This window comes from Chitinilyticum litopenaei DSM 21440 (assembly GCF_000428145.1).
GTDB classification, from domain to species: domain Bacteria; phylum Pseudomonadota; class Gammaproteobacteria; order Burkholderiales; family Chitinibacteraceae; genus Chitinilyticum; species Chitinilyticum litopenaei.
Genome location: NZ_KE386631.1, coordinates 13,184 through 31,556 on the forward strand (window position 1 = coordinate 13,184; position 18,373 = coordinate 31,556).

The window sequence follows — 18,373 nt, forward strand, 5'->3', positions numbered from 1 at the left end:
TCCAGCGGCGCGCCGCAACTCGCCCCTGCGGGGCTCAAACACTCGTCGCGCCGAAACCCTGGCCGCAACTGCGCTTCTCGGCGGCTTCAGGGCGGAGCGTGCTAATCGGCTGTGGTGATAATTTGTAGCTTGGAAAAGCAAGGCGCCTTCTGACGGGCTTGAGTGACGGGTATATGTCTGTAGCCCTTTTCTATGTTTGGCTTTAGGCTTATCACTGCATGGGTATGTCGCCATGCTTGTTAGGACGCGATGCCCTGGAGCCGCCGAGAAGCGCAGCAGGCCACAGGGTTTCGCGGGTGAGATGTTTGAGGGCGAAACCCGAGTTTCGAACCCGCGCTGTGGCCTGCGAGCATCGCAGGGCAGCCCGAAGGGCCGGCGGACCGGGCTCGGCTTTGGGGTGAAGGGGATTTGCCGGGACAAATCCCCCTTCCCGTCGGCGCGACGGAATCGCGCATCAAAGCCCCGCGCTGATAGGCGCTAAAACCCCTGCAGAACGTGGAGTGCGTCATCACGCAATCCACCCGAACCCCCGCATCACCTCGCCGATCGCATGCACCGCCTGACTCAGCTCCGCCTCGTCGATCGCGCCGATGCAGCCCACGCGGAAGGTCTCCACCTCGGTGAGCTTGCCCGGATACAGAACGAAGCCGCGCGCGCGTACCGCTTCGTAAAACGCCTTGAAGTCATAATCCGGATGCGCCGGGGCATGGAAGGTGAGGATGATCGGCGCCTGCAATTCCGGGGCGAGGAACAGCCGCAGACCCAGCCGGCCCAGGCCGTCAATCAGCGTTTTTGCATTGCGGGTATAGCGCGCCAGCCTTTGTTCCCTGCCGCCTTGGGCCAGATACTGGTCAATCGCCGCGCGCAATGCCGCGACGACGTGGGTGGGCGGGGTGAAGCGCCACTGGCCGGTTTTCTGCAGGTAGGCGTACTGGTCGCCCAGATCGAGCGCCAGCGAGCGGCTGTTGCCCAGGCTGGCGGTGAGCGCCTCCCGGTTCACGATCACGAAGCCCATGCCCGGCACGCCTTCCAGGCATTTGCCCGAGGCGGCGATGACGGCGGTGATCGGCGTGGTGGCGACGTCGATGTCCAGTGCACCGAACGACGACATCGCATCGACAATCAGCGCGCGCCCGGCCAGGGCGACGACGGCGGCAATTTCGCCCAGCGGGTTCAAGAGCCCGGTGCCGGTTTCGCAATGGATGACGCCGACATGGCTGATCGCCGGGTCGGCGGCAAGCGTCTTGGCCACGGCGTCGGGGTCGACCGGCGTGCCATCGGGCCATTCCAGCACCGTGTGTGGCAGCCCCATCACCGCCGCGATGCGCGCCATGCGCAGCCCGTAGGCGCCGTTGGCCAGCACCAGCAGCTTGCCGTCGCGCGGAACGAGCGTACCGATGGCGGCCTCGACGGCAAACGTGCCCGAGCCCTGCAGCGGCACGCAGACGTGGCTGCTCTCGCCGTTGGCAATCGCCAGCAGGTCGCGGCAGACGCTGGCGGTGAGATCATTGAAGGCACTGTCCCACGAGCCCCAGTCGTGCAGCATGGCGCTGCGGGTAGCGAGGCTGGTGGTCAGCGGGCCGGGGGTGAGCAGTACGGGTTCGCGCATGGGTTAGTCCTTGTTGTCTAGATGAATATTTGGCGCCAGAAAATGGCGGGGGATGCCCGCCGGCGTATGGGTATTGGTCTGGAGCTTTTTTCTGTTAATGGGTTTGGCGGTATACGGTGGCTTGTCTGTTGGTTTAGCGCCTTGCGGCGCGGTGTTTACATGCCGGTTCCGCCCGGCGGACGGGTTCATTTCTTTTGTCTCGCCAAAAGAAATGAACCAAAGAAAAGGCGAGCCCGGTCCGCCGCCCCGCTGCGCGGGGTGCCCTGCGATGCTCGTTACGTCCAGCGGCACGCCGCAACTCGCCCCTGCGGGGCTCAAACACTCGTCGCGCCGAAACCCTGGCCGCAACTGCGCTTCTCGGCGGCTTCAGGGCGGGGCGTGCTAATCGGCTGTGGTGATAATTTGCAGGTCGGAAAAGCGCTGTGCCTTCCTGTTGTTCTTCGTGGGTATATGACTGTGGCCAGACAATTTCTTGGGCTTTGGGGCTATCGCTGCATGGGTATGCTGCAATGCGTTTAGTAGGTGATGCCCTCGCAGTCGCCGAGAAGCGCAGACGAGCATCGCAGGGCACCCCGCGCAGCGGGGCGACGGAGCGGGCGCGCCTTGGGGGTGTCGGGGGGCTTGGCAAGCGCGGGGCCCCCGCAAAGTCGCAGACTTTGTGGGGTGCAGTATGCCCCCTGACGTGCCGCCGGGCACACCCGGCATCAAAACATCGCGCCGCAAGGCGCTGAAAAAAGCCTTCTCAGAACATGCATGAAAGAGCCGCCATGTCATGCCGCCAAAGGCCCTTATCCAGACCGCAACTGCAAACGCCGCCACTGGCTTCCGGTCTGCGCCGGAATGACGCATGAAAGGCGGTGAGGCGGTTTGCGCGCAGAGCACGAGCAAACCAGCGAGGCTCAGAGCCGCATGTTCAGAACGCAGCATGCAAGCTCCCCCTCACCATCACCCGCTGTGCAATCCCCAGATAATGCGCAAGCGGCGGCGTGGCCAGCCCTGGCACCTTTGCCACCTCGTCCCAGCGCCGCAGCCGCACGGCGTCCGCAGCGTGACGGCGGGCGGCGAAACGGGCCGCCTCAAGCGAATCCATGATTCCGCCCTGCAGCTTCAGCGAGGCGAGCGAAGCCGGCGAGAGGCGCTTGATGTAGCCCGGCTCGGTCGCGCACAGGAAACGCTTGGCGGCGACGTGCAGCGCAATGGGCTGGCAGACGTCCTCACTGAACAGTGCTGCAAGCGCGACCGCGCCGATGGCTTCGTGGTGGTCGTTGCTGCCGTTTTCCACATCGTCGTCGCCCTGGCCGGTGATCAGGTGGCCGACGTCGTGCAGCAGCGCGGCGACGATCAGCTCAGGCGTGGCGCCTTCGCTTTCGGCGGCCAGCGCCGCCTGCAGCGCGTGTTCAAGCTGGCTGATGGCTTCGCCCCCATAGAGCTGCCCGCCGGCGCCGGCAAACAGTGCTTCAAGCTCGTCGAGGCAGGTGATGGCGGGGTGCTTCATGGGTATATCCCTGTGGCCTTTCATGGGTAAGGGCTGTGGGTGTATGTGTGCATGGGTATGGTTCAGCCCGGATTGCGCCAGCGCTGCGTGCGGCGCAACAGCAGCCACTGGAGTGCGGCAAACAGCAGGCAGGCAGTGGCAGAGGCGGCGACGATCAGCGTGGCCATCGCGGCGGCGGCAGCGGTGTCGCCGGCGTCGTCCATGTTCAGCACCGAGACGGACGCCAGCGCCGTATCCGGCGTGTAGAGGAAGATCACCGCCGAGACGGTGGTCATCGTCGCGACAAAGAAATAGCGGGCCACGTCCAGCACCGCCGGCAGGCACACCGGCAGCGTGACGCGCCAGGCGGTAATCCAGAACGGCACTTGCAGCGAGGCGGAAACGGCCTCGAATTCGCGGTCGAGCTGGCGCAGCGCGGTGACGGCGGTGAGATGCGCCGTGGTGTAGAAGTGCGCGATCGAGCACAGCACCAGTATCGTCATCGTGCCGTAGAGGCCGTGCAGCGGATTGGCCGGCTCGTTGAAAAAGAACACATAGCCCAGGCCCAGCACCAGCCCGGGTACGGCCATCGGCAGCATGGCGAGCAGGTGCAGCGGGCGCTGCAGCCGGCGCGCGACACCGACCTTTTCCGTGAGCCAGGCCGCGCCGAACACCAGCGCCGTGCCAAACAGCGCGGTCAGCGCCGACATCTTCAGGCTGTTCACAAAGGCTTCTGCACCGCCGCCATCGACATTGCTGAAGTCGAAGTGGTCGAAGGTCAGGCCGAGGTTGTAGGGCCAGAGCTTGATCAGCGCGGCGGCAACGGCCGTTCCCAGAATGAGCAGCAGCGCGCCGCCGGCCAGCGTGCAAAAGAGAAACGCCAGCGCATCGCGCAGCGGCTGGCGGCGCAGTTGCAGCGGTTGGGCGCGCGCGGTGAGCAAGGCCTGCTGGCGGCGCTGGGCGAGGTGGTCAACGGCGAAGGAAAACAGCGCCGGCAACAGGAGCAGCACGCCGATTACCGCGCCGCGCGGGAAATTCTGCTGGCCGATCACCTGCTTGTACGCTTCCAGCGCCAGCACGCTGTACTGCCCGCCGATGACCTTGGGAACGCCGAAATCGGTGATGACGAGCGTGAACACGACCATCGCGGCGGAAACCAGCCCGAAGCGCACCGAGGGCAGCGTCACCGTGAAAAACTGCCGGACGCGGCCGGCGCCCAGCGCCGTGGCCGCTTCATACAGCCGCCCGTCGGCGACCGACAGCGCGGTGACCAGGATCATCAGCGCATGCGGAAAGGTGTAAAACGCCTCGCCGATCACGATGCCCCAGAAGCCGTAAATGCCGTCGGGAAACAGGCCCTTGAGCACGCCCTGATTGCCAAAGAGGTAGACGAGCGCGATGCCGGGCAAGAGCGACGGCGCCAGGAGCGGAATCAGCGCCAGTGCGCGAAACAACCCCTTGGCTGGCATGGCGCTGCGCGTGAGCGCGGCGGCGAAACCGTAGGCGAGCGGCAGCACAATCAGGCTGGTGGTCAGCGCAACGGCGAAGCTGTTTTTTACCTGCTGCAGCAGTGACGGCGAGGCGAGGATGGGCGCTACCTGCGAAAGCCCCCAGACGCCGGTGTCCGGGTCGTGCACGGCCTGGCCGAGGATGGCGATGAGCGGCAGTGCGAGCAGGATGACGAGCTCCAGCAGGGCGATGCCGGCGAGCGGCAATGCCAGCCACTCGCTCGAAGCACGGCGGGCTGCGCTGCGGGGCGGGGTGGGCAGCGTCAGCGTGCTCATGCGGCCTCCACGGTGCCGAAGCAGCGCAGGCTGGCGGCGGGCAATTGCACCGGCAGGCGCTGGCCGTCGCCAATGGCCAGCTGCACGAGCTGGCGGTGGCTGATGTCGGCCAGCAGTTGCAGATTGCCCCATTGCGGCACGGAGAGGGTGAGGCGATAGAGGCTGCCCAGCAGCTCGATCTGCTGTACTTCGGCGAGCGCGCTATTGGGCGAAGGCTCCCAGCGCGGGTCGATCTGCACATCCTCGGGGCGCAGGAAGAGCTCGACCTGCGCGCCGCTGGCCAATTCGCTGGCGGCCGGCGCACTGACGATACCGTCGCCCACGCGCAGCTGCCCCGGCGAGAGCACGGTGCCGGTCAGCCAGTTGCACTGGCCGACGAAGTCCGCGACGAAGCGGCTGGCGGGCTGGCGGTAGATCTGTTCGGGCGTGCCGATCTGCTCGATCACGCCATGATTCATCACCACCACGCGGTCGGCCATGGTCAGCGCTTCTTCCTGGTCGTGCGTGACCATGATGGTGGTGACGCCGAGCTGGCGCTGCAGCGCCTTGATTTCGCCGCGCAGATGCTCGCGTACCTGTGCATCGAGTGCCGAGAGCGGTTCGTCGAGCAGCAAGAGCCCCGGCGAGGTGGCGAGTGCGCGCGCCAACGCCACGCGCTGCTGCTGGCCGCCCGAGAGCTGCGCCGGGTATTTGCCGGCAATGGCCGGCAGGCCGATCAGCGCCAGCAATTCCGTCACGCGCCTGTCCTTGTCCTCGCGCCGGCCGGTAAGGCCATAGGCGATGTTCTGCGCGACGGTGAGGTTGGGAAACAGCGCGTAGGACTGGAACACGATGCCGTAATCGCGCGCCGCCGGCGGTAGCCGGCCGATGTCCCGGCCGTCGCGGGCGATGCGGCCGTCATCCATGCCTTCCAGCCCGGCGATGATTCTGAGCAGCGTCGTTTTGCCGCAGCCCGACGGCCCCAGCAGGCAGACAAACTCGCCCTGGCGGATGGTCAGATCAATGCCGGAAAGCGCGGTATGCGCGCCGAAGCGTTTCCGTATGCCGGTGAGCGACAGATAGGGGGTGGGGTTCATGGTCAGGGATTCGGGCAGGTCACGGTGCATGGTTTGCTTTTGCCTGGTGTTGCTGGTTTTTTAAGCGCCTTGTGGCGCGGGTGTGTTGATGCCGGGTGTGCCCGGCGGCACGTCAGGGGGCTTGTCTTGCCAAGCCCCCCGACACCCCCAAGGCGCGCCCGCTCCGTCGCCCCGCTACGCGGGGTGCCCTGCGATGCTCGTAGCAGCCAGCGGCGCGCCGAAACTCGGCCTTCGGCCTCAAACACTCGTCACGCCGAAACCCTGGCTGCAACTGTGCTTCTCGGCGACTGCGAGGGCAGTGAGGTACTAATTCGCGCCAGTTGCTATCGCCAAGGCCTTGCTTGTCATGCCCGCGCAGGCGGGCATCCAGGATTTGCTTTTCTGGGTTCCCGCTTACGCGGGAACGACGTTGCGTTTCTCCCCAGATTCGTATGGCGGGTTAGCCAACGGCGTAACCCGCCATGCAATAGTGGGTATGCAGCTGCAGCCATTTAAATTATTAGGTTTTGGGCTTATCACCGCATGGGTATGTCGTGCTGCTGCTTAGGATGCGATGCCCTCGCAGTCGCCGAGAAGCGCAGTCTGCGGCAGGGTTTCGACGGGGGGAGTGTTTGAGGGCGAAGCCCGAGTTGCCCCCCGTCGCTGCCGCAGACGAGCATCGCAGGGCACCCCGCGTAGCGGGGCGACGGAGCGGGCTCGGCTTTCGGGTGAAGGGGGCTTTGCCGAGACAAAGCCTCCTTCCCGTGCGCGCGGCGGAACGCGCATGCAAACACCGCGCCGCAGGCGCTAAACATGCGCGTTCGCGAGCAAGCTCGCTCCTACAAGCCCGATTCAGCAGCTCAACTCGATGAGCCTCAATCGCTTACTTCTTCTCCGACTTGCCGTCATAACGCTTCGTCCACTCGGCCAGAATCTTGTCGCGATTGGCGGCCGACCAGCGCAGGTCCTGCTTCACCAGGCGCTTTTCATAATCCGCCGGGATGTGCGGGTTCGGCTTGGCAATGCCCGGCATGGCGACAATCGCGAAGTTCTTTTCATACAGCTCGTTGGCGGATTTCGACGCGGCCCAGTCGGCCAGCTTCTTCGCCGCGTCCAGGTTCTTCGTGCCCTTCATGATCGCCGTGGCTTCCACATCCCAGCCCAGGCCTTCCTTGGGGAAGACCAGATCGATCGGCGCGCCGCTTTCTTTCAGCTTGGCCGCGCGGTATTCAAACGAGATGCCAACCGGAAACTCGCCGGCGGCGGCCTGCTTGCAGGGCTTGGAGCCGGAGTGCGTGTACTGCGCGATGTTGTCGTGCAGCTTGTCCATATAGGCCCAGCCATCCTTCTCGCCGAAGATGGTCAGCCACGCGGTGACGTCAAAGTAGCCGGTGCCGGAGGATGCCGGGTTCGGCATCACGATCTTGCCCTTGAATTCGGGCTTGAGCAGGTCGCGCCAGCTTTCCGGCTTTTTCAGGCCCAGCTTGGCGGCTTCGACGGTGTTGAAGCAGATCGTCGCGCCCCACACATCCATGCCCACCCAGGCCGGCGGATTGCTGTCGTCCACGTACTGCTTGCTGAGCTTGTCCACGCCCCTGGGGGCGTAGCCCTGCAGCATGCCTTCCTTTTCCAGTACCAGCAGCGAGGACGCCGCGACGCCCATCACCACGTCGGCCTGCGGCGCGGCTTTTTCGGCCAGCAGCTTGGCAGTGATGATGCCGGTGGAATCGCGCACCCACTTCAGCTTGATGCCGGGGTTTTCCTGCTCGAATTTTTCCTGGTAGGCCTTGAGCTGGTCGGCTTCCAGCGCGGTGTAAACGGTCAGCGTCGTGTCGGCAAAGGCATGGCCGGCGAAGGTGGCCAGCAGGGCGAGTGTGAGGGTGCTCAGGGTTTTCATCGCAAGGGTTCCAGCAGTTGGGATGAGCGCATTGTGCGAGCCGGATGTGACAGGCAAATTACGTCTAGACGAATTTTGCGATTGTCGGGCATGATGCCGGCCTCGACCCGGCCGGCCTTTTCGCCGCCGGCCATGACGCTGATCGCGCGCTGTGATAGCGTTTCCCCAAATTCAAGGAAGCCCCGACCATGAGCATCTCCATCCCCGCCGAGCTGATCGCGCTCGCCAGCCAGCTGGCCGACGCCAGCGCCGCCGCCATTCGCCCGCTGTTTCGCAGCGCCTTTGCTATTGATGACAAGTCGGATGACAGCCCGGTAACCGTGGCCGACCGCGAGGCCGAGCGCGTGATGCGCGCGCTGATCAATGAAGCGCGTCCGCAGGACGGCATCATCGGCGAGGAGTTCGGCGCGGAACGCGCGGATGCCGAATGGGTGTGGGTGCTCGACCCGGTCGATGGCACCAAATCTTTCACCGTGGGCCGCCCGCTGTTCGTCACGCTGATCGGCCTGCTGCATCGCGGTGTGCCGGTGCTGGGCGTGATCAACCAGCCGATCAGCGGCGAGCGCTGGCTGGGCGGCGAGGGCGTGCCGACCACGCTCAACGGCGAGCCGGTGAGCGCCAATGCCACCGACCACCTGACGCGCGCGCGCATCGGCAGTACGGGGCCAGAGTATCTGCCCACAGGCCTTGCTGCCTTTGAGGCGCTGGCCAATACCTGCCGCTACAAGCTCTGGGGCGGCGACGGCTACCTGTATGCGCAGGTCGCCAGCGGCTGGCTGGAAGTGGTGGTGGAAGAGGGCCTCAAGCTGCACGACTTTGCTGCGCTGGCGCCGGTGGTGAATGCCGCCGGCGGCAGGATGAGCGACTGGCAGGGCAGGCCGCTGACGGTGGCCAGCGCCGACACCGGCCGCGTGCTGGCGGCATGCAATCCGCAGCTGCATGCTGCCGCGCTCGCCTTCATGCAGGAGGTGTAGGCCCGGCCGTCTGCGCGGCCATCCGCCCGGAGACGGCGACGAGCCTGCAAGGCTGAGACGCAGAGGAGCAGAGGAACGCATCATTTGCCCATGCAACGATTTTGCTCCTGTTTTTCGCTGAGCCTCTGACCTCTGCGTTGTGTTTCCTACTTATTTCTCTGCTTCAGGAAGCCCGAGAAACAAAGGCGCTGGTTAGTACGATTTGCCCTGAAAGCCGCTGAGAAGCGCAGTTTTTCCGGGATCAGGCGCGGGACGTGTTTGAGGGCGCAGCCCGAGTTGTCCCGCGTCCCCGGAAAAACGAGCATCGCAAGGCACCCCGCGTAGCGGGGCGGCTGACCGGGCGCGCCTTGGGGGTGTCGGGGGGCTTGGCAAGACAAGCCCCCTGACGTGCCGCCGGGCACACCCGGTATCAAAACGCTGCGCCGGAGGCGCTGAAAACCTTGCTTCCTGATGGAATGACATAATCAGATTGTGCATTGCCTCGGCCTGAGATAACGACGATAGGACTGCACACCGCCTGCATGACAATTTTCCCCGGCTGTTTTCACTTCTTCATGCCCCTTGCGCGACATCGGCTTGCATGCGGGTGTCGCTTTTCCTGCCTTTCGGGCAAGCTGTCCACTTTTGCCGTGGAGCTGACAGCATGCCCAATCCGCTGATTACCGTATCCGAATTGCAGACCCGGCTGGGCGAGGCCGGGCTGGTGGTGGTCGATTGCCGCCACGAGCTGGCCAATCCGCAGGCCGGGCGCGCCGCCTTTGCCGCCGGCCACATTCCCGGGGCAGTGTTTCTGCATCTGGACGACGATCTGTCCGGCGCAATGACTGGCCGCAATGGCCGCCATCCGCTGCCGGATGCCGAAACGCTGGCGCAGAAACTGGCTGCGGCCGGCATCGGCCAGCACACGGACGTGGTGGCGTATGACGCCGCCGGCGGGCCGTTTGCCGCGCGCTTGTGGTGGCTGCTGCGCTGGCTGGGGCACGAAGCGGTGCAGGTGCTCGATGGCGGCTGGCCGGCCTGGCTTGCGGCGGGGGCGCCCGTTGACACACAGACCGTTGTTCCGGCGCCCGCGCAGTTTGCGGCGACGCCCGACGCGACGCGCGTGGTGCGCGTCGACGAGGTCGCCGCCAATCTGGCGCAGCCCCGCTTCACGCTGGTCGATGCGCGCAGTCCCGAGCGCTTTGTCGGCATCGGCGAAACGCTGGACCCGGTGGGCGGCCACATCCCCGGTGCGAAGAACCGTTTTTTCATGCACAACCTCGCGGCCGACGGCTGCTTCAAGCCGGCGGCGCAGTTGCGCGCCGAGTGGCTGGAGGTGTTGGGTACGGCCTCGCCGGAAGCGGTCGTGCACCAGTGTGGCTCGGGGGTCACCGCCTGCCACAACCAGCTGGCGCTGGCCGTGGCGGGCCTGCCGACCGGCCGGCTGTATGCCGGATCATGGAGCGAATGGTGCAGCGAGCCGGGCCGGCCGGTCAGCACGGCAGCGGTCTGACCGTCCGGCTGCCGAACAGGGAGGCTGCTGGCAAAGCCGCTTTGGTTTTTGCTGCCGGCATGATTTAGTAAGAATATGGCTTACAAGGGGCACACGATGAAAAACCTGTCTGAGCAGTTGCGCCGGCTGGCGCTGGGCATCCTGCTGGGGGGGATGGCGTGCGCGCCGGTGCTGGCCGCCAGCAAGGCCGTAACGCTGACGCTGCAGGATTACCCGCCCTTCATGGGCCAGAATCTGCCGCACAAGGGGCTGATGAGCCGCGTGGTGGTGGCGGCCTTTGCGCGCGCGGGCATTGCCGTGACCCTGGTGCCCACGCCGAACAACCGCGCCATCGAAGCGCCGCGACGCGGCCTTTACGATGGCAGCTTCGGCTGGGCGCGTTCGCCCGAGCGCGAGAAGGACCTCCACTACACCTAGCCGGTCATGGCCTTGCGCATGGTGTTCTGCCAGCGCAAGGGCGAAACGTATGCCTGGGATGAGCTGGCTGACCTGACCCCGCATCGTGTGGGGGCGACCACCGGCAATTATTACTCCGAGCAGTTTGTCGTGCTGGCGGAGAACGGTCAGCTGCATGTCGATTATGCCAACAGCGACGTCAATAATTTCCGCAAGCTGCTGAGCAGGCGCATCGACCTGTTCCCCATCGATGCCGAAGTCGGCCCCTATCTGATGGCCACGCAGCTCAAGGCGGAAGAGGCGGCGCAGTTGAGCTGCCCGGCCAAGGCCTACTGGACGGCGCCGCTGCATGTGGTCATCAGCCGCAAGCGCGCCGATGGGCCGGAGCTGGTAAGCAAGTTCAATGCCGGGCTGGCTGCGCTGAAACAGAGTGGTGAATTCGAGCGCCTGCTCGAACTCAGCCGGCAGGACATCAACCAGCAGGCGCAGGCGGCGCGCAAGTGATCGCCCGGCAAGCTGGCCCTGCCATATCCTGACCGCCTTTGCGCTGGCCACAGCCAGCGAGAATCTTTCAACGCAGAGACGCAGAGGAAAGGCACAAGGCTGTTCCTGATTAGGCAGCCAGCTGAGCAACTCGCCATGCCGGCGTCCCACTGGGATTCCCTCCGGTCAAAGCCGGCATCCAGAGTGTCGCTCGATCAGGCATTGCAGCTCGATTCCCGCTTTTGCGGGAATGACGAATTGTTCTTTGCTGAGATGGCTACCTATTGATCCGGCCCTCTGATGTTTTCACTCGTAGGAGCGAGCTTGCTCGCGATCAGCAAGGCTTCGCGAGCAAGCTCGCTCCTACGGAAATTCAAACTTCTGAAGGCCGGATCAATAATCAGGAGGCTGTTTTCTCTGCGCCTCTGTGTTGCTTTTTATCCGGCTCTCGCCGGCGGTTTTCTGCGCTAGTCCCGGTCCGTCAGCGCCAGCAGCGCCGCGACCTGTTCGGCGGTATGGCGCAGGCGTTCACGCGCGTCCCGCAGCGCTTCGGCCGCTGTCATTGGCCGCGGCACGCAGGCAAAGACGGCCCTGAAGCCGCATTCGCGCAGCCGTTCCGCGCCTTCGCCCAGGCTGCCGGCAATGGCGATGACGGGCAGGCCTGCAGCGTGTGCCCGTCGCGCCACCCCGATCGGCGCCTTGCCGTGCAGCGTTTGTCCGTCCAGCCGGCCTTCGCCGGTGATGAGCAGATCGGCGCCGGCCAGCTGTTCAGCAAAGCCGATGGCATCGAGCACCAGCTCGATGCCGGGCTGCAGGCTGCCATCCAGAAAGGCCAGTGCCGCCGCGCCCACCCCGCCGGCAGCGCCCGCACCGGGATGCTGCGCCACATCGAGCCCTCGTGTGGCGTGGATGATCCGGGCGTAATGCGCCAGCGCGGCATCGAGGGCGATCACCATTGCGGGCGTCGCCCCCTTCTGCGGGCCAAACACCGCCGAGGCACCCTGCGACCCGGTCAGCGGATTGTCGACATCGCAGGCCACGGCAAAGCTGCACTCGGCCAGCCGCGTATCCAGGCCGGCGAGGTCGATGCGTGCGAGCCGCGCCAGTGCCGCACCGCCGGGCGGCAAGACCTGGTCGGCCTGGTCGAGAAAGCGCAGCCCCAGCGCGCTCAGCATGCCGCTGCCACCGTCATTGCTGGCCGAGCCGCCGATGGCAAGCATGAAGCGGCGCGCGCCGGCGTCAAGTGCCGCGCGGATCAGTTCGCCGGTACCGGCGCTGCTGGTGATGAGCGGATTGCGTTCGTGTGGCGCCAGCAGCGCCAGCCCGCTGGCGCTGGCCATCTCGATGATGGCGGTGTCGCCGTCGCCCAGCAGACCCCATTCGGCGTTGATGGGCCGGCCCAGCGGATCATGCACGCGCGCGATCCGGCGCTGGCCTTGCGTGGCGGCGAGCAGCGCGTCCAGCGTGCCTTCGCCGCCATCGGCAACCGGCAGTTCGACGACCTCGCAATGCGGCAGCTGTGCGCGCAGCGCAGCGGCTATCTCGGTGGCCACCACGCTAGCGCTCAGCGTTTCCTTGAAGGAGTCGGGGGCGACGATGATCTTGCGCAGTGCGGGCATGGGGAATATGGATTGCTGGGTATATCGCTGCAGCCATTTTCCAGCAATGGCTGCAGCGATATACCTGTTTTAATGGCTGCGCAGCTTGCGGCCGAACAGTTCCAGTGCCAGCTGGTAGCCCTGCAGCGCCAGCGCCGCGTCGTAGCGATCGCCCTCGTCGCGCATGAAGGCGTGCACGCCGTTGAACTCGTGCCAGGTGAAGTCGAGATTGGCGGCGGCCATGTCCTGGTAGACCTTGGCGCGGCCGGCTGGCGGGATGTGCGGATCCTGCTTGCCCCAGACCATCAGCATTTCGCCCTTGATCTCCTGGATGCGCTCCATGCTGTGCTGGCCGGGCTGGTTGGGGATGACTTGCGAATGCAGGTCGGTGGCGTAGAAGCAGGCGGTCGCCTCGATTTCCGGCTGCAGCGCGGCGCGAAACGCCAGGTGGCCGCCGATGCAAAAGCCCATGGCGCCGAAGCGGTTGGCGCTCCATGGCTGCTGTTTCGCCCAGTCGAGCATGGCGCGGTTGTCGCTGTCGTAGCCGCAGACATCCTTGGCGGCCTTGTCGGCATTGCCCTTGTCACGCCCGGCGTCGTCATACGCCAGCACGGTGCCGATGGGGTTCAGTTCGTGAAAGACTTCCGGCACCAGCACCGCATAGCCGTGGCCTGCCATGATGCGCGCCGAGCGCTCGATGGGCCCGGTTTGCTGGAAGATTTCCGAGTACAGCAGGATGACCGGATAGCGGCCTGCGGCTTGCGGACGGTGCACATAGGTGCGCATGGTGCCGGTGGGCGTGGGCAGGTCGACGATGTCGCATTGGATCAGCATGGCGGGTTCCGTTGGGGAGAGAAATCAGGGCTGGACAGGCAGGTAGGCGTTCAGCAGATGGGCCAGTTGCGTGGCGGGGGCGAGGCCGGCATCGCGCTGCTCCAGGCCGAACAGCCGGGTTTGCGGATGATGGGGGCTGAAGGGGGCTTCGCTGCCGGCCTGCGCCAGATAGTCGCGGGCCAGTTGCTGCAGCTGGCGTGCGCAAGCAGCCTGCTCGTTCATATAGTTCTGCATGGCGGCCAGCAGGGTGGGGTGCGGCGCGGCGCCGGGCGGGCTGGCCAGCACCTGCTGGGTCATGCCCAGCAGCAGCTGCATGTTCTGGCTGGCAAATAGCCGGGCCACGGTCTCGCCGCAGAAGCTGGCGGCGCCGGTTGCGCCGGCGTGCAGCCAGGCCGTGGGGTAAGGGGCCAGCGCATCCAGCCGCGCTTGCACCAGCTGCAGCGTGGCCTGGTCGCCGCCGGCGGCGAGCATGAAGCCACTCGTCACGCCGGCGCTGCTGGCGTGCAGCCAGACATCCGCGCAGGGGCGCGCCAGCCGGGTGGCGAGTTCGCGGGTTTGGGCAAACGGCAACTGCACCAGCAGGATGGCGGGCGTGGCCGCCAGTTCGGCCGTGCCCGGCAAGGGTGCATCGGGCAGGGCAAAGCGGATGGTGCTGTCCTGCCAGCGGGCGGCCAGCAGGGCCCGGCATGCCTCCGTGGTGATGACCAGCAGAGGCGCGGCCATCTTGCTCAGCCCTGGCAGCTGTTGAGCAGGCGCTTGAGGCTGTCGACGTCGACGAGCTCGATCAGGCGGTTCTGTACCTTGATGTAGCCCTGGTCCTGGAATTTCGACAGCGTGCGGCTGACGGTTTCCAGCTTCAGGCCCAGGTAGCTGCCGATTTCCTCGCGCGTCATGCGCAGGTGAAAGCTCATGGCCGAATAGCCGCGAATGGCGAAACGCTGCGAGAGATTGAGCAGGAAGGCGGCCAGACGCTCCTCGGCCTTCATATTGCCCAGCAGCAGCATCACGCCGTGGTCGCGGACGATTTCGCGGCTCATCACTTTATACAGATGGTGCTGCAGCGCCGGCACATCGCGCGCCAGCGTTTCGATGTCGGTGAAGGGCAGCTCGCAGACTTCGCTGTCTTCCAGCGCGATGGCGTCGCAGGTGTGGTGGTCGGAGCTGATCGCATCCATGCCCATCAGCTCGCCGGTCATGTGAAAGCCGGTGACCTGCTCGCGGCCGTCCTCGGAAATCACGCTGGCCTTGAAAAAGCCCAGACGCACGGCGAACAGCGAGCGGAAAGGCTCGCCGGCGCGGTAGAGCGCTTCGCCGCGCTTGATCGGGCGACCCTGGGAAATGATGGCGTCGAGCTGCTTCAGTTCATCCTGATCCAGCCCGACCGGCAGGCACAGTTCGCGCAGACTGCAGTTCGAGCAGGACTGACGCAGGGTGCGGAAGGAAACGTCACGTACCGGGATGGGGGATTGCAAAGCCATTCAATTATCCAGAGTGCCTAGGTCGGTTCAGCCAATAGTACCACCGCCCCAGTGAAGTTGATCTACATCAAGTCGGCGCAAACCCGGTAAGGGCTAAGCTGCGCCCGACCAAAAGCGCAAAATACATTATAAATCAGGACGGAACAGCCATGTCGACCGAATCCATTGTGAACGATACCCAGCATCTGGTGTTTGACCGGGATCTGATTGTCCGCTACGACGGCAATGGCCCGCGTTACACCTCATACCCGACCGCCGACCGTTTTGGCGCCGGTTTTGGCGCGGAAGACTATCGCCGGGTGCTGGCGCAGCGCGCGCCGGGCTCACTGGCCAAGCCGCTGTCATTATATTTCCATATCCCCTTTTGTAATACCGTCTGCTATTACTGCGCCTGCAACAAGGTCATTACCAAGGACAAAAGCCGCGCCGACCGCTATCTGGATTACCTGATCCGCGAGATCGGCCTGCAGGCCGGCCTGCTGCCGAAAAAGGGCCTGGTGCGGCAATTGCATTTTGGCGGCGGCACGCCGACCTTTCTCAGCCACGAGCAGCTTGAGCGCTTGATGGCCGCGATCAATGCGCATTTCGACCTGCAGCCGGGCGGCGAGTTCTCCATCGAGATCGATCCGCGCAAGGTGGGCATGGAGACCGTGCAACTGCTCGCGCGGCTGGGCTTCAACCGCATGAGCGTGGGCATCCAGGACTTCGATCCGGCGGTGCAGGAGGCGGTGAACCGCATCCAGAGTTACGACGAGACCCGTCTGGTGATCGAGGCCGCGCGCATGTATGGCTTCAAGTCGGTCAGCGTCGACCTGATCTATGGCCTGCCCAGGCAGACGCTGGCCAGTGTGGCCGCCACGCTGGAACAGGTAGTCCGCCTGCGGCCGGATCGCATCTCGCTTTACAACTACGCGCACCTGCCCGAGCGCTTCATGCCGCAGCGCCGCATCAATGCCGACGAGCTGCCGGCGCCGGAAATCAAGCTTGATATCCTGCAGATGGCGATCCAGCGGCTGGAGGAGGCCGGTTATGTCTTTATCGGCATGGATCACTTCGCCCTGCCCAGCGACGAGCTGACAATCGCCCAGCGGCGGGGCCGCCTGCATCGCAATTTCCAGGGCTATTCGACGCACGCCGACTGCGACCTGCTGGCCTTCGGCGTATCCGCCATCGGCAAGGTCGGCGCGAGTTACAACCAGAATGCCAAGGAGCTTGACGACTATTACGCGCGGCTGGATGCCGGCGACCTGCCGGTGGTGCGGGGCATGCATCTGGGGCCGGATGACCTGCTGCGCCGCGCGGTGATCCAGGCGCTGATGTGCCAGTTCGAACTGTTTTACCAGCCTTTCGAGGTTGGTTACATGATCGATTTTCCCCGCTATTTCGAGGAAGAATTGCTGGCGTTGCAGCCCTTTGTCGCCGATGGCCTGGTGGAAATCAACGAGGAAGCCATCCGCGTGCTGCCGCGCGGGCGGCTGCTGGTGCGCTCGGTCGCCATGGTATTTGACCGCTATCTGCGCACGCGGCACACTCAGGCCCGCTATTCGAAGCTGATCTAGATGTGAGGAGCGAGGGGTGAGGAGTGAGGTGGCTAGGGTGAATTGCCTGCTGTGGCAAGAGTTGGATGCCTGGCCCTTGTGCCGCGCTCACCGGCAAGCCTTTCGCCCTCTAACACTCACTCCTCGCTCCGCACGCCCAGCATGCCCGAGCTGAACATCCTTGCCCTGTTTCTGGCGGGTCTCCTCGGGGGCGGGCATTGCCTGGGCATGTGCGGCGGCGTGGTCGCGGCCTTCAGCATCAAGCTGCCGCCGGGGCCGCGCTGGCCACATCAGCTGGCGTTCAACCTGGGGCGGATTTCCGGATATACCCTGATAGGGATGATTCTGGGGGCAATGGCCTCGTTTGCTTCCATCGGTATACTCCAGGAAATCAAGCTGGTTCTCTATGTGCTGGCCAATCTGCTGCTGGTGCTGATGGGCGCCTACGTTGCCGGCTGGAACCGCTGGCTGCTGAAGCTCGAAGCGCTGGGCGCTCCCGTGTGGCGGCACATCCAGCCGCTGCTGCGCACCCTGTTGCCGGTGCGGCATGTCGGGCAAAGCCTGGCGGTGGGCCTGCTGTGGGGCTGGATGCCCTGCGGTCTGGTCTATACCGCCAGCCTCTCCGCGCTGGCGAGCGCCAGCCCCTGGCAGGGGGCCGGCATCATGCTGGCCTTTGGCCTGGGAACGCTGCCCAATCTGCTGCTCATCGGCAGCGCCAGCGGCTGGCTGCTGGCCACGCTGCGCCGGCCGCTGTTCCGCCAGCTGGCCGGTGGCGCGCTGATGCTGCTGGGCCTGTGGCGGCTGCTGGCGCCGCTGTTCTGATCCTTGCCAGTCTCGCGGGCGCATCCGCCCTCCATCATTTCTCCACACCGCCTCCATCGTCTTTCCATCGGTCCAGTCCATGCTCGCGGCATTGCGTGCCTATCGCCGCGCCTGCACGAGAGCCCCATGCCCTGGACCTTTGCCCATCCCGCCGCCGTATTGCCCCTTTACCGGCTGGCCGGCGGCTGCCTGCCCCTGCCGGCGCTGATCGCCGGTAGCCTGGCGCCGGATGCCGGCTATTACATCGGCCAGTTCGCGCTGGCGCGACAGGCGCATTCCTGGTCTGGCCTGTTGTGTTTTGCTGTGCCGGCGGCGCTGCTGATTCTGCAGCTGTTGCGCGTCCTGGCGCGCGATGGCTTGTTGCTGCTGCCTGCGGGGAGCCGGCTCGTGCTCGACCGGGCGCTGGTCTTGCCGGGCGGCTGGCGCGCCTTGCTGAGCGCGCGGGTCTTGCTGGCCTGTGCACTGGGCGCGGCCACCCATCTGCTTTGGGACATGGCGACGCATCGCTATGGCGGGCTGGTGCTGTACTGGCCCTGGCTGGCCGACAGGCTGCCGCTGTGGCCGGGGCTGAGCATTCCGGTATTCAAGCTGCTGCAATACGGCAGCAGCGTGCTGGGCGTGCTGTTGCTGTACCGGGCGTTTGTGCGGGAATGCGGGCGTTACGCGCGGGGCTGTCCGGATGAGTGCGGCCTTTCTGCCGGACAGAGCAGACGTGTCATGCTGGTGTTGCTGGCCATCTCCGGCCTCGTCGCCGTGCCGCTGGCCTACCGGACACTGGGCGCTGCACCCTTCGATCTGCAGCTGCTGCAAGTCTGGGTGGTGCGCAGCATCGTGCTGGCCACGGTAGTGCTGCTGCTGGGCAGCCTGCTCGCCGGGCGTATCGTGCGCGGCAGCGGAGCACTGCCGGCCAGCGTGTCAGGCTGACCGGCAGGCTTGCGG

At 65.4% G+C, this 18,373-nt stretch carries 17 protein-coding genes; 7 read left to right on the forward strand and 10 right to left on the reverse strand.

Annotated features, from left to right (window positions below; genetic code table 11):
- Positions 1–508: 508 nt before the first annotated feature.
- The 6 genes from C515_RS0118125 to C515_RS0118145 form a co-directional block, all read right to left on the reverse strand.
- Positions 509–1,609, reverse strand: coding sequence for a 2-aminoethylphosphonate--pyruvate transaminase (locus tag C515_RS0118125; RefSeq protein ID WP_028456646.1), 1,101 nt, complete (start codon positions 1,607–1,609; stop codon positions 509–511).
- 3 nt (positions 1,610–1,612) lie between these two features.
- Entirely contained in the window at positions 1,613–1,900 is a 288-nt protein-coding gene (locus tag C515_RS23855) for a hypothetical protein (protein ID WP_144290554.1), read from the reverse strand.
- A gap of 622 nt (positions 1,901–2,522) precedes the next feature.
- Positions 2,523–3,104, reverse strand: coding sequence for a phosphonate degradation HD-domain oxygenase (locus C515_RS0118130; RefSeq protein WP_028456647.1), 582 nt, complete (start codon positions 3,102–3,104; stop codon positions 2,523–2,525).
- Positions 3,105–3,166: 62 nt separating this feature from the next.
- Positions 3,167–4,867 (reverse strand): putative 2-aminoethylphosphonate ABC transporter permease subunit, encoded by a 1,701-nt coding sequence (locus C515_RS0118135; protein WP_028456648.1) that lies wholly within the window; start codon positions 4,865–4,867, stop codon positions 3,167–3,169.
- Positions 4,864–5,973, reverse strand: a complete 1,110-nt coding sequence (locus tag C515_RS0118140) for a putative 2-aminoethylphosphonate ABC transporter ATP-binding protein (protein WP_245575063.1) — start codon at positions 5,971–5,973, stop codon at positions 4,864–4,866. The genes C515_RS0118135 and C515_RS0118140 overlap by 4 nt, the downstream gene beginning before the upstream one ends.
- Before the next feature lie 832 nt (positions 5,974–6,805).
- Positions 6,806–7,819, reverse strand: a complete 1,014-nt coding sequence (locus C515_RS0118145; protein WP_043650417.1) for a putative 2-aminoethylphosphonate ABC transporter substrate-binding protein — start codon at positions 7,817–7,819, stop codon at positions 6,806–6,808.
- 188 nt (positions 7,820–8,007) lie between these two features.
- Between C515_RS0118145 and C515_RS0118150 the strand changes: the two genes are divergently transcribed.
- The 4 genes from C515_RS0118150 (at position 8,008) to C515_RS0118165 (ending at position 11,185) form a co-directional block, all read left to right on the forward strand.
- Entirely contained in the window at positions 8,008–8,793 is a 786-nt protein-coding gene (locus C515_RS0118150; RefSeq protein ID WP_028456651.1) for an inositol monophosphatase family protein, read from the forward strand.
- 643 nt (positions 8,794–9,436) lie between these two features.
- Positions 9,437–10,285, forward strand: a complete 849-nt coding sequence (locus C515_RS0118155; protein ID WP_028456652.1) for a sulfurtransferase — start codon at positions 9,437–9,439, stop codon at positions 10,283–10,285.
- Positions 10,286–10,381: 96 nt separating this feature from the next.
- The gene (locus C515_RS0118160) at positions 10,382–10,702 is read left to right on the forward strand and encodes a transporter substrate-binding domain-containing protein (protein ID WP_144290555.1); all 321 of its coding nucleotides are present in this window, start codon (positions 10,382–10,384) and stop codon (positions 10,700–10,702) included.
- Positions 10,703–10,708: 6 nt separating this feature from the next.
- Complete coding sequence (locus C515_RS0118165; RefSeq protein ID WP_028456654.1) at positions 10,709–11,185, forward strand: substrate-binding periplasmic protein; 477 nt, start codon at positions 10,709–10,711, stop codon at positions 11,183–11,185.
- A 446-nt stretch (positions 11,186–11,631) separates the two neighbouring features.
- On the opposite strand, the gene C515_RS0118170 is transcribed toward C515_RS0118165, so the two are convergent.
- The 4 genes from C515_RS0118170 to fnr all read right to left on the reverse strand — a co-directional run bounded on the left by C515_RS0118170 (position 11,632) and on the right by fnr (position 15,074).
- On the reverse strand, positions 11,632–12,783 hold the full coding sequence (locus C515_RS0118170) for a glycerate kinase (protein WP_043650420.1): 1,152 nt from the start codon (positions 12,781–12,783) through the stop codon (positions 11,632–11,634).
- 69 nt (positions 12,784–12,852) lie between these two features.
- Complete coding sequence (locus C515_RS0118175) at positions 12,853–13,596, reverse strand: dienelactone hydrolase family protein (protein ID WP_028456656.1); 744 nt, start codon at positions 13,594–13,596, stop codon at positions 12,853–12,855.
- Between the two features lie 24 nt (positions 13,597–13,620).
- On the reverse strand, positions 13,621–14,319 hold the full coding sequence (locus C515_RS24295; RefSeq protein WP_028456657.1) for a hypothetical protein: 699 nt from the start codon (positions 14,317–14,319) through the stop codon (positions 13,621–13,623).
- A gap of 5 nt (positions 14,320–14,324) precedes the next feature.
- The gene (gene fnr, locus C515_RS0118185) at positions 14,325–15,074 is read right to left on the reverse strand and encodes a fumarate/nitrate reduction transcriptional regulator Fnr (protein ID WP_051305099.1); all 750 of its coding nucleotides are present in this window, start codon (positions 15,072–15,074) and stop codon (positions 14,325–14,327) included.
- Between the two features lie 149 nt (positions 15,075–15,223).
- On the opposite strand from fnr, the gene hemN reads away from it, so the two are divergent.
- The 3 genes from hemN (at position 15,224) to C515_RS22835 (ending at position 18,358) form a co-directional block, all read left to right on the forward strand.
- Positions 15,224–16,633 (forward strand): oxygen-independent coproporphyrinogen III oxidase, encoded by a 1,410-nt coding sequence (gene hemN / locus C515_RS0118190; RefSeq protein WP_051305100.1) that lies wholly within the window; start codon positions 15,224–15,226, stop codon positions 16,631–16,633.
- 141 nt (positions 16,634–16,774) lie between these two features.
- Complete coding sequence (locus C515_RS0118195) at positions 16,775–17,434, forward strand: sulfite exporter TauE/SafE family protein (protein ID WP_028456660.1); 660 nt, start codon at positions 16,775–16,777, stop codon at positions 17,432–17,434.
- Positions 17,435–17,560: 126 nt separating this feature from the next.
- On the forward strand, positions 17,561–18,358 hold the full coding sequence (locus tag C515_RS22835) for a DUF4184 family protein (protein ID WP_028456661.1): 798 nt from the start codon (positions 17,561–17,563) through the stop codon (positions 18,356–18,358).
- Positions 18,359–18,373: the final 15 nt, after the last annotated feature.

Coding starts and splice junctions, on each gene's coding strand:
- C515_RS0118125 (WP_028456646.1), bottom strand. CDS start 1,609: ATGCGCGAACCCGTACTGCTCACCCCCGGCCCGCTGACCACCAGCCTC.
- C515_RS0118130 (WP_028456647.1), bottom strand. CDS start 3,104: ATGAAGCACCCCGCCATCACCTGCCTCGACGAGCTTGAAGCACTGTTT.
- C515_RS0118135 (WP_028456648.1), bottom strand. CDS start 4,867: ATGAGCACGCTGACGCTGCCCACCCCGCCCCGCAGCGCAGCCCGCCGT.
- C515_RS0118140 (WP_245575063.1), bottom strand. CDS start 5,973: ATGCACCGTGACCTGCCCGAATCCCTGACCATGAACCCCACCCCCTAT.
- C515_RS0118145 (WP_043650417.1), bottom strand. CDS start 7,819: ATGAAAACCCTGAGCACCCTCACACTCGCCCTGCTGGCCACCTTCGCC.
- C515_RS0118150 (WP_028456651.1), top strand. CDS start 8,008: ATGAGCATCTCCATCCCCGCCGAGCTGATCGCGCTCGCCAGCCAGCTG.
- C515_RS0118155 (WP_028456652.1), top strand. CDS start 9,437: ATGCCCAATCCGCTGATTACCGTATCCGAATTGCAGACCCGGCTGGGC.
- C515_RS0118160 (WP_144290555.1), top strand. CDS start 10,382: ATGAAAAACCTGTCTGAGCAGTTGCGCCGGCTGGCGCTGGGCATCCTG.
- C515_RS0118165 (WP_028456654.1), top strand. CDS start 10,709: ATGGCCTTGCGCATGGTGTTCTGCCAGCGCAAGGGCGAAACGTATGCC.
- C515_RS0118170 (WP_043650420.1), bottom strand. CDS start 12,783: ATGCCCGCACTGCGCAAGATCATCGTCGCCCCCGACTCCTTCAAGGAA.
- C515_RS0118175 (WP_028456656.1), bottom strand. CDS start 13,596: ATGCTGATCCAATGCGACATCGTCGACCTGCCCACGCCCACCGGCACC.
- C515_RS24295 (WP_028456657.1), bottom strand. CDS start 14,319: ATGGCCGCGCCTCTGCTGGTCATCACCACGGAGGCATGCCGGGCCCTG.
- fnr (WP_051305099.1), bottom strand. CDS start 15,074: ATGGCTTTGCAATCCCCCATCCCGGTACGTGACGTTTCCTTCCGCACC.
- hemN (WP_051305100.1), top strand. CDS start 15,224: ATGTCGACCGAATCCATTGTGAACGATACCCAGCATCTGGTGTTTGAC.
- C515_RS0118195 (WP_028456660.1), top strand. CDS start 16,775: ATGCCCGAGCTGAACATCCTTGCCCTGTTTCTGGCGGGTCTCCTCGGG.
- C515_RS22835 (WP_028456661.1), top strand. CDS start 17,561: ATGCCCTGGACCTTTGCCCATCCCGCCGCCGTATTGCCCCTTTACCGG.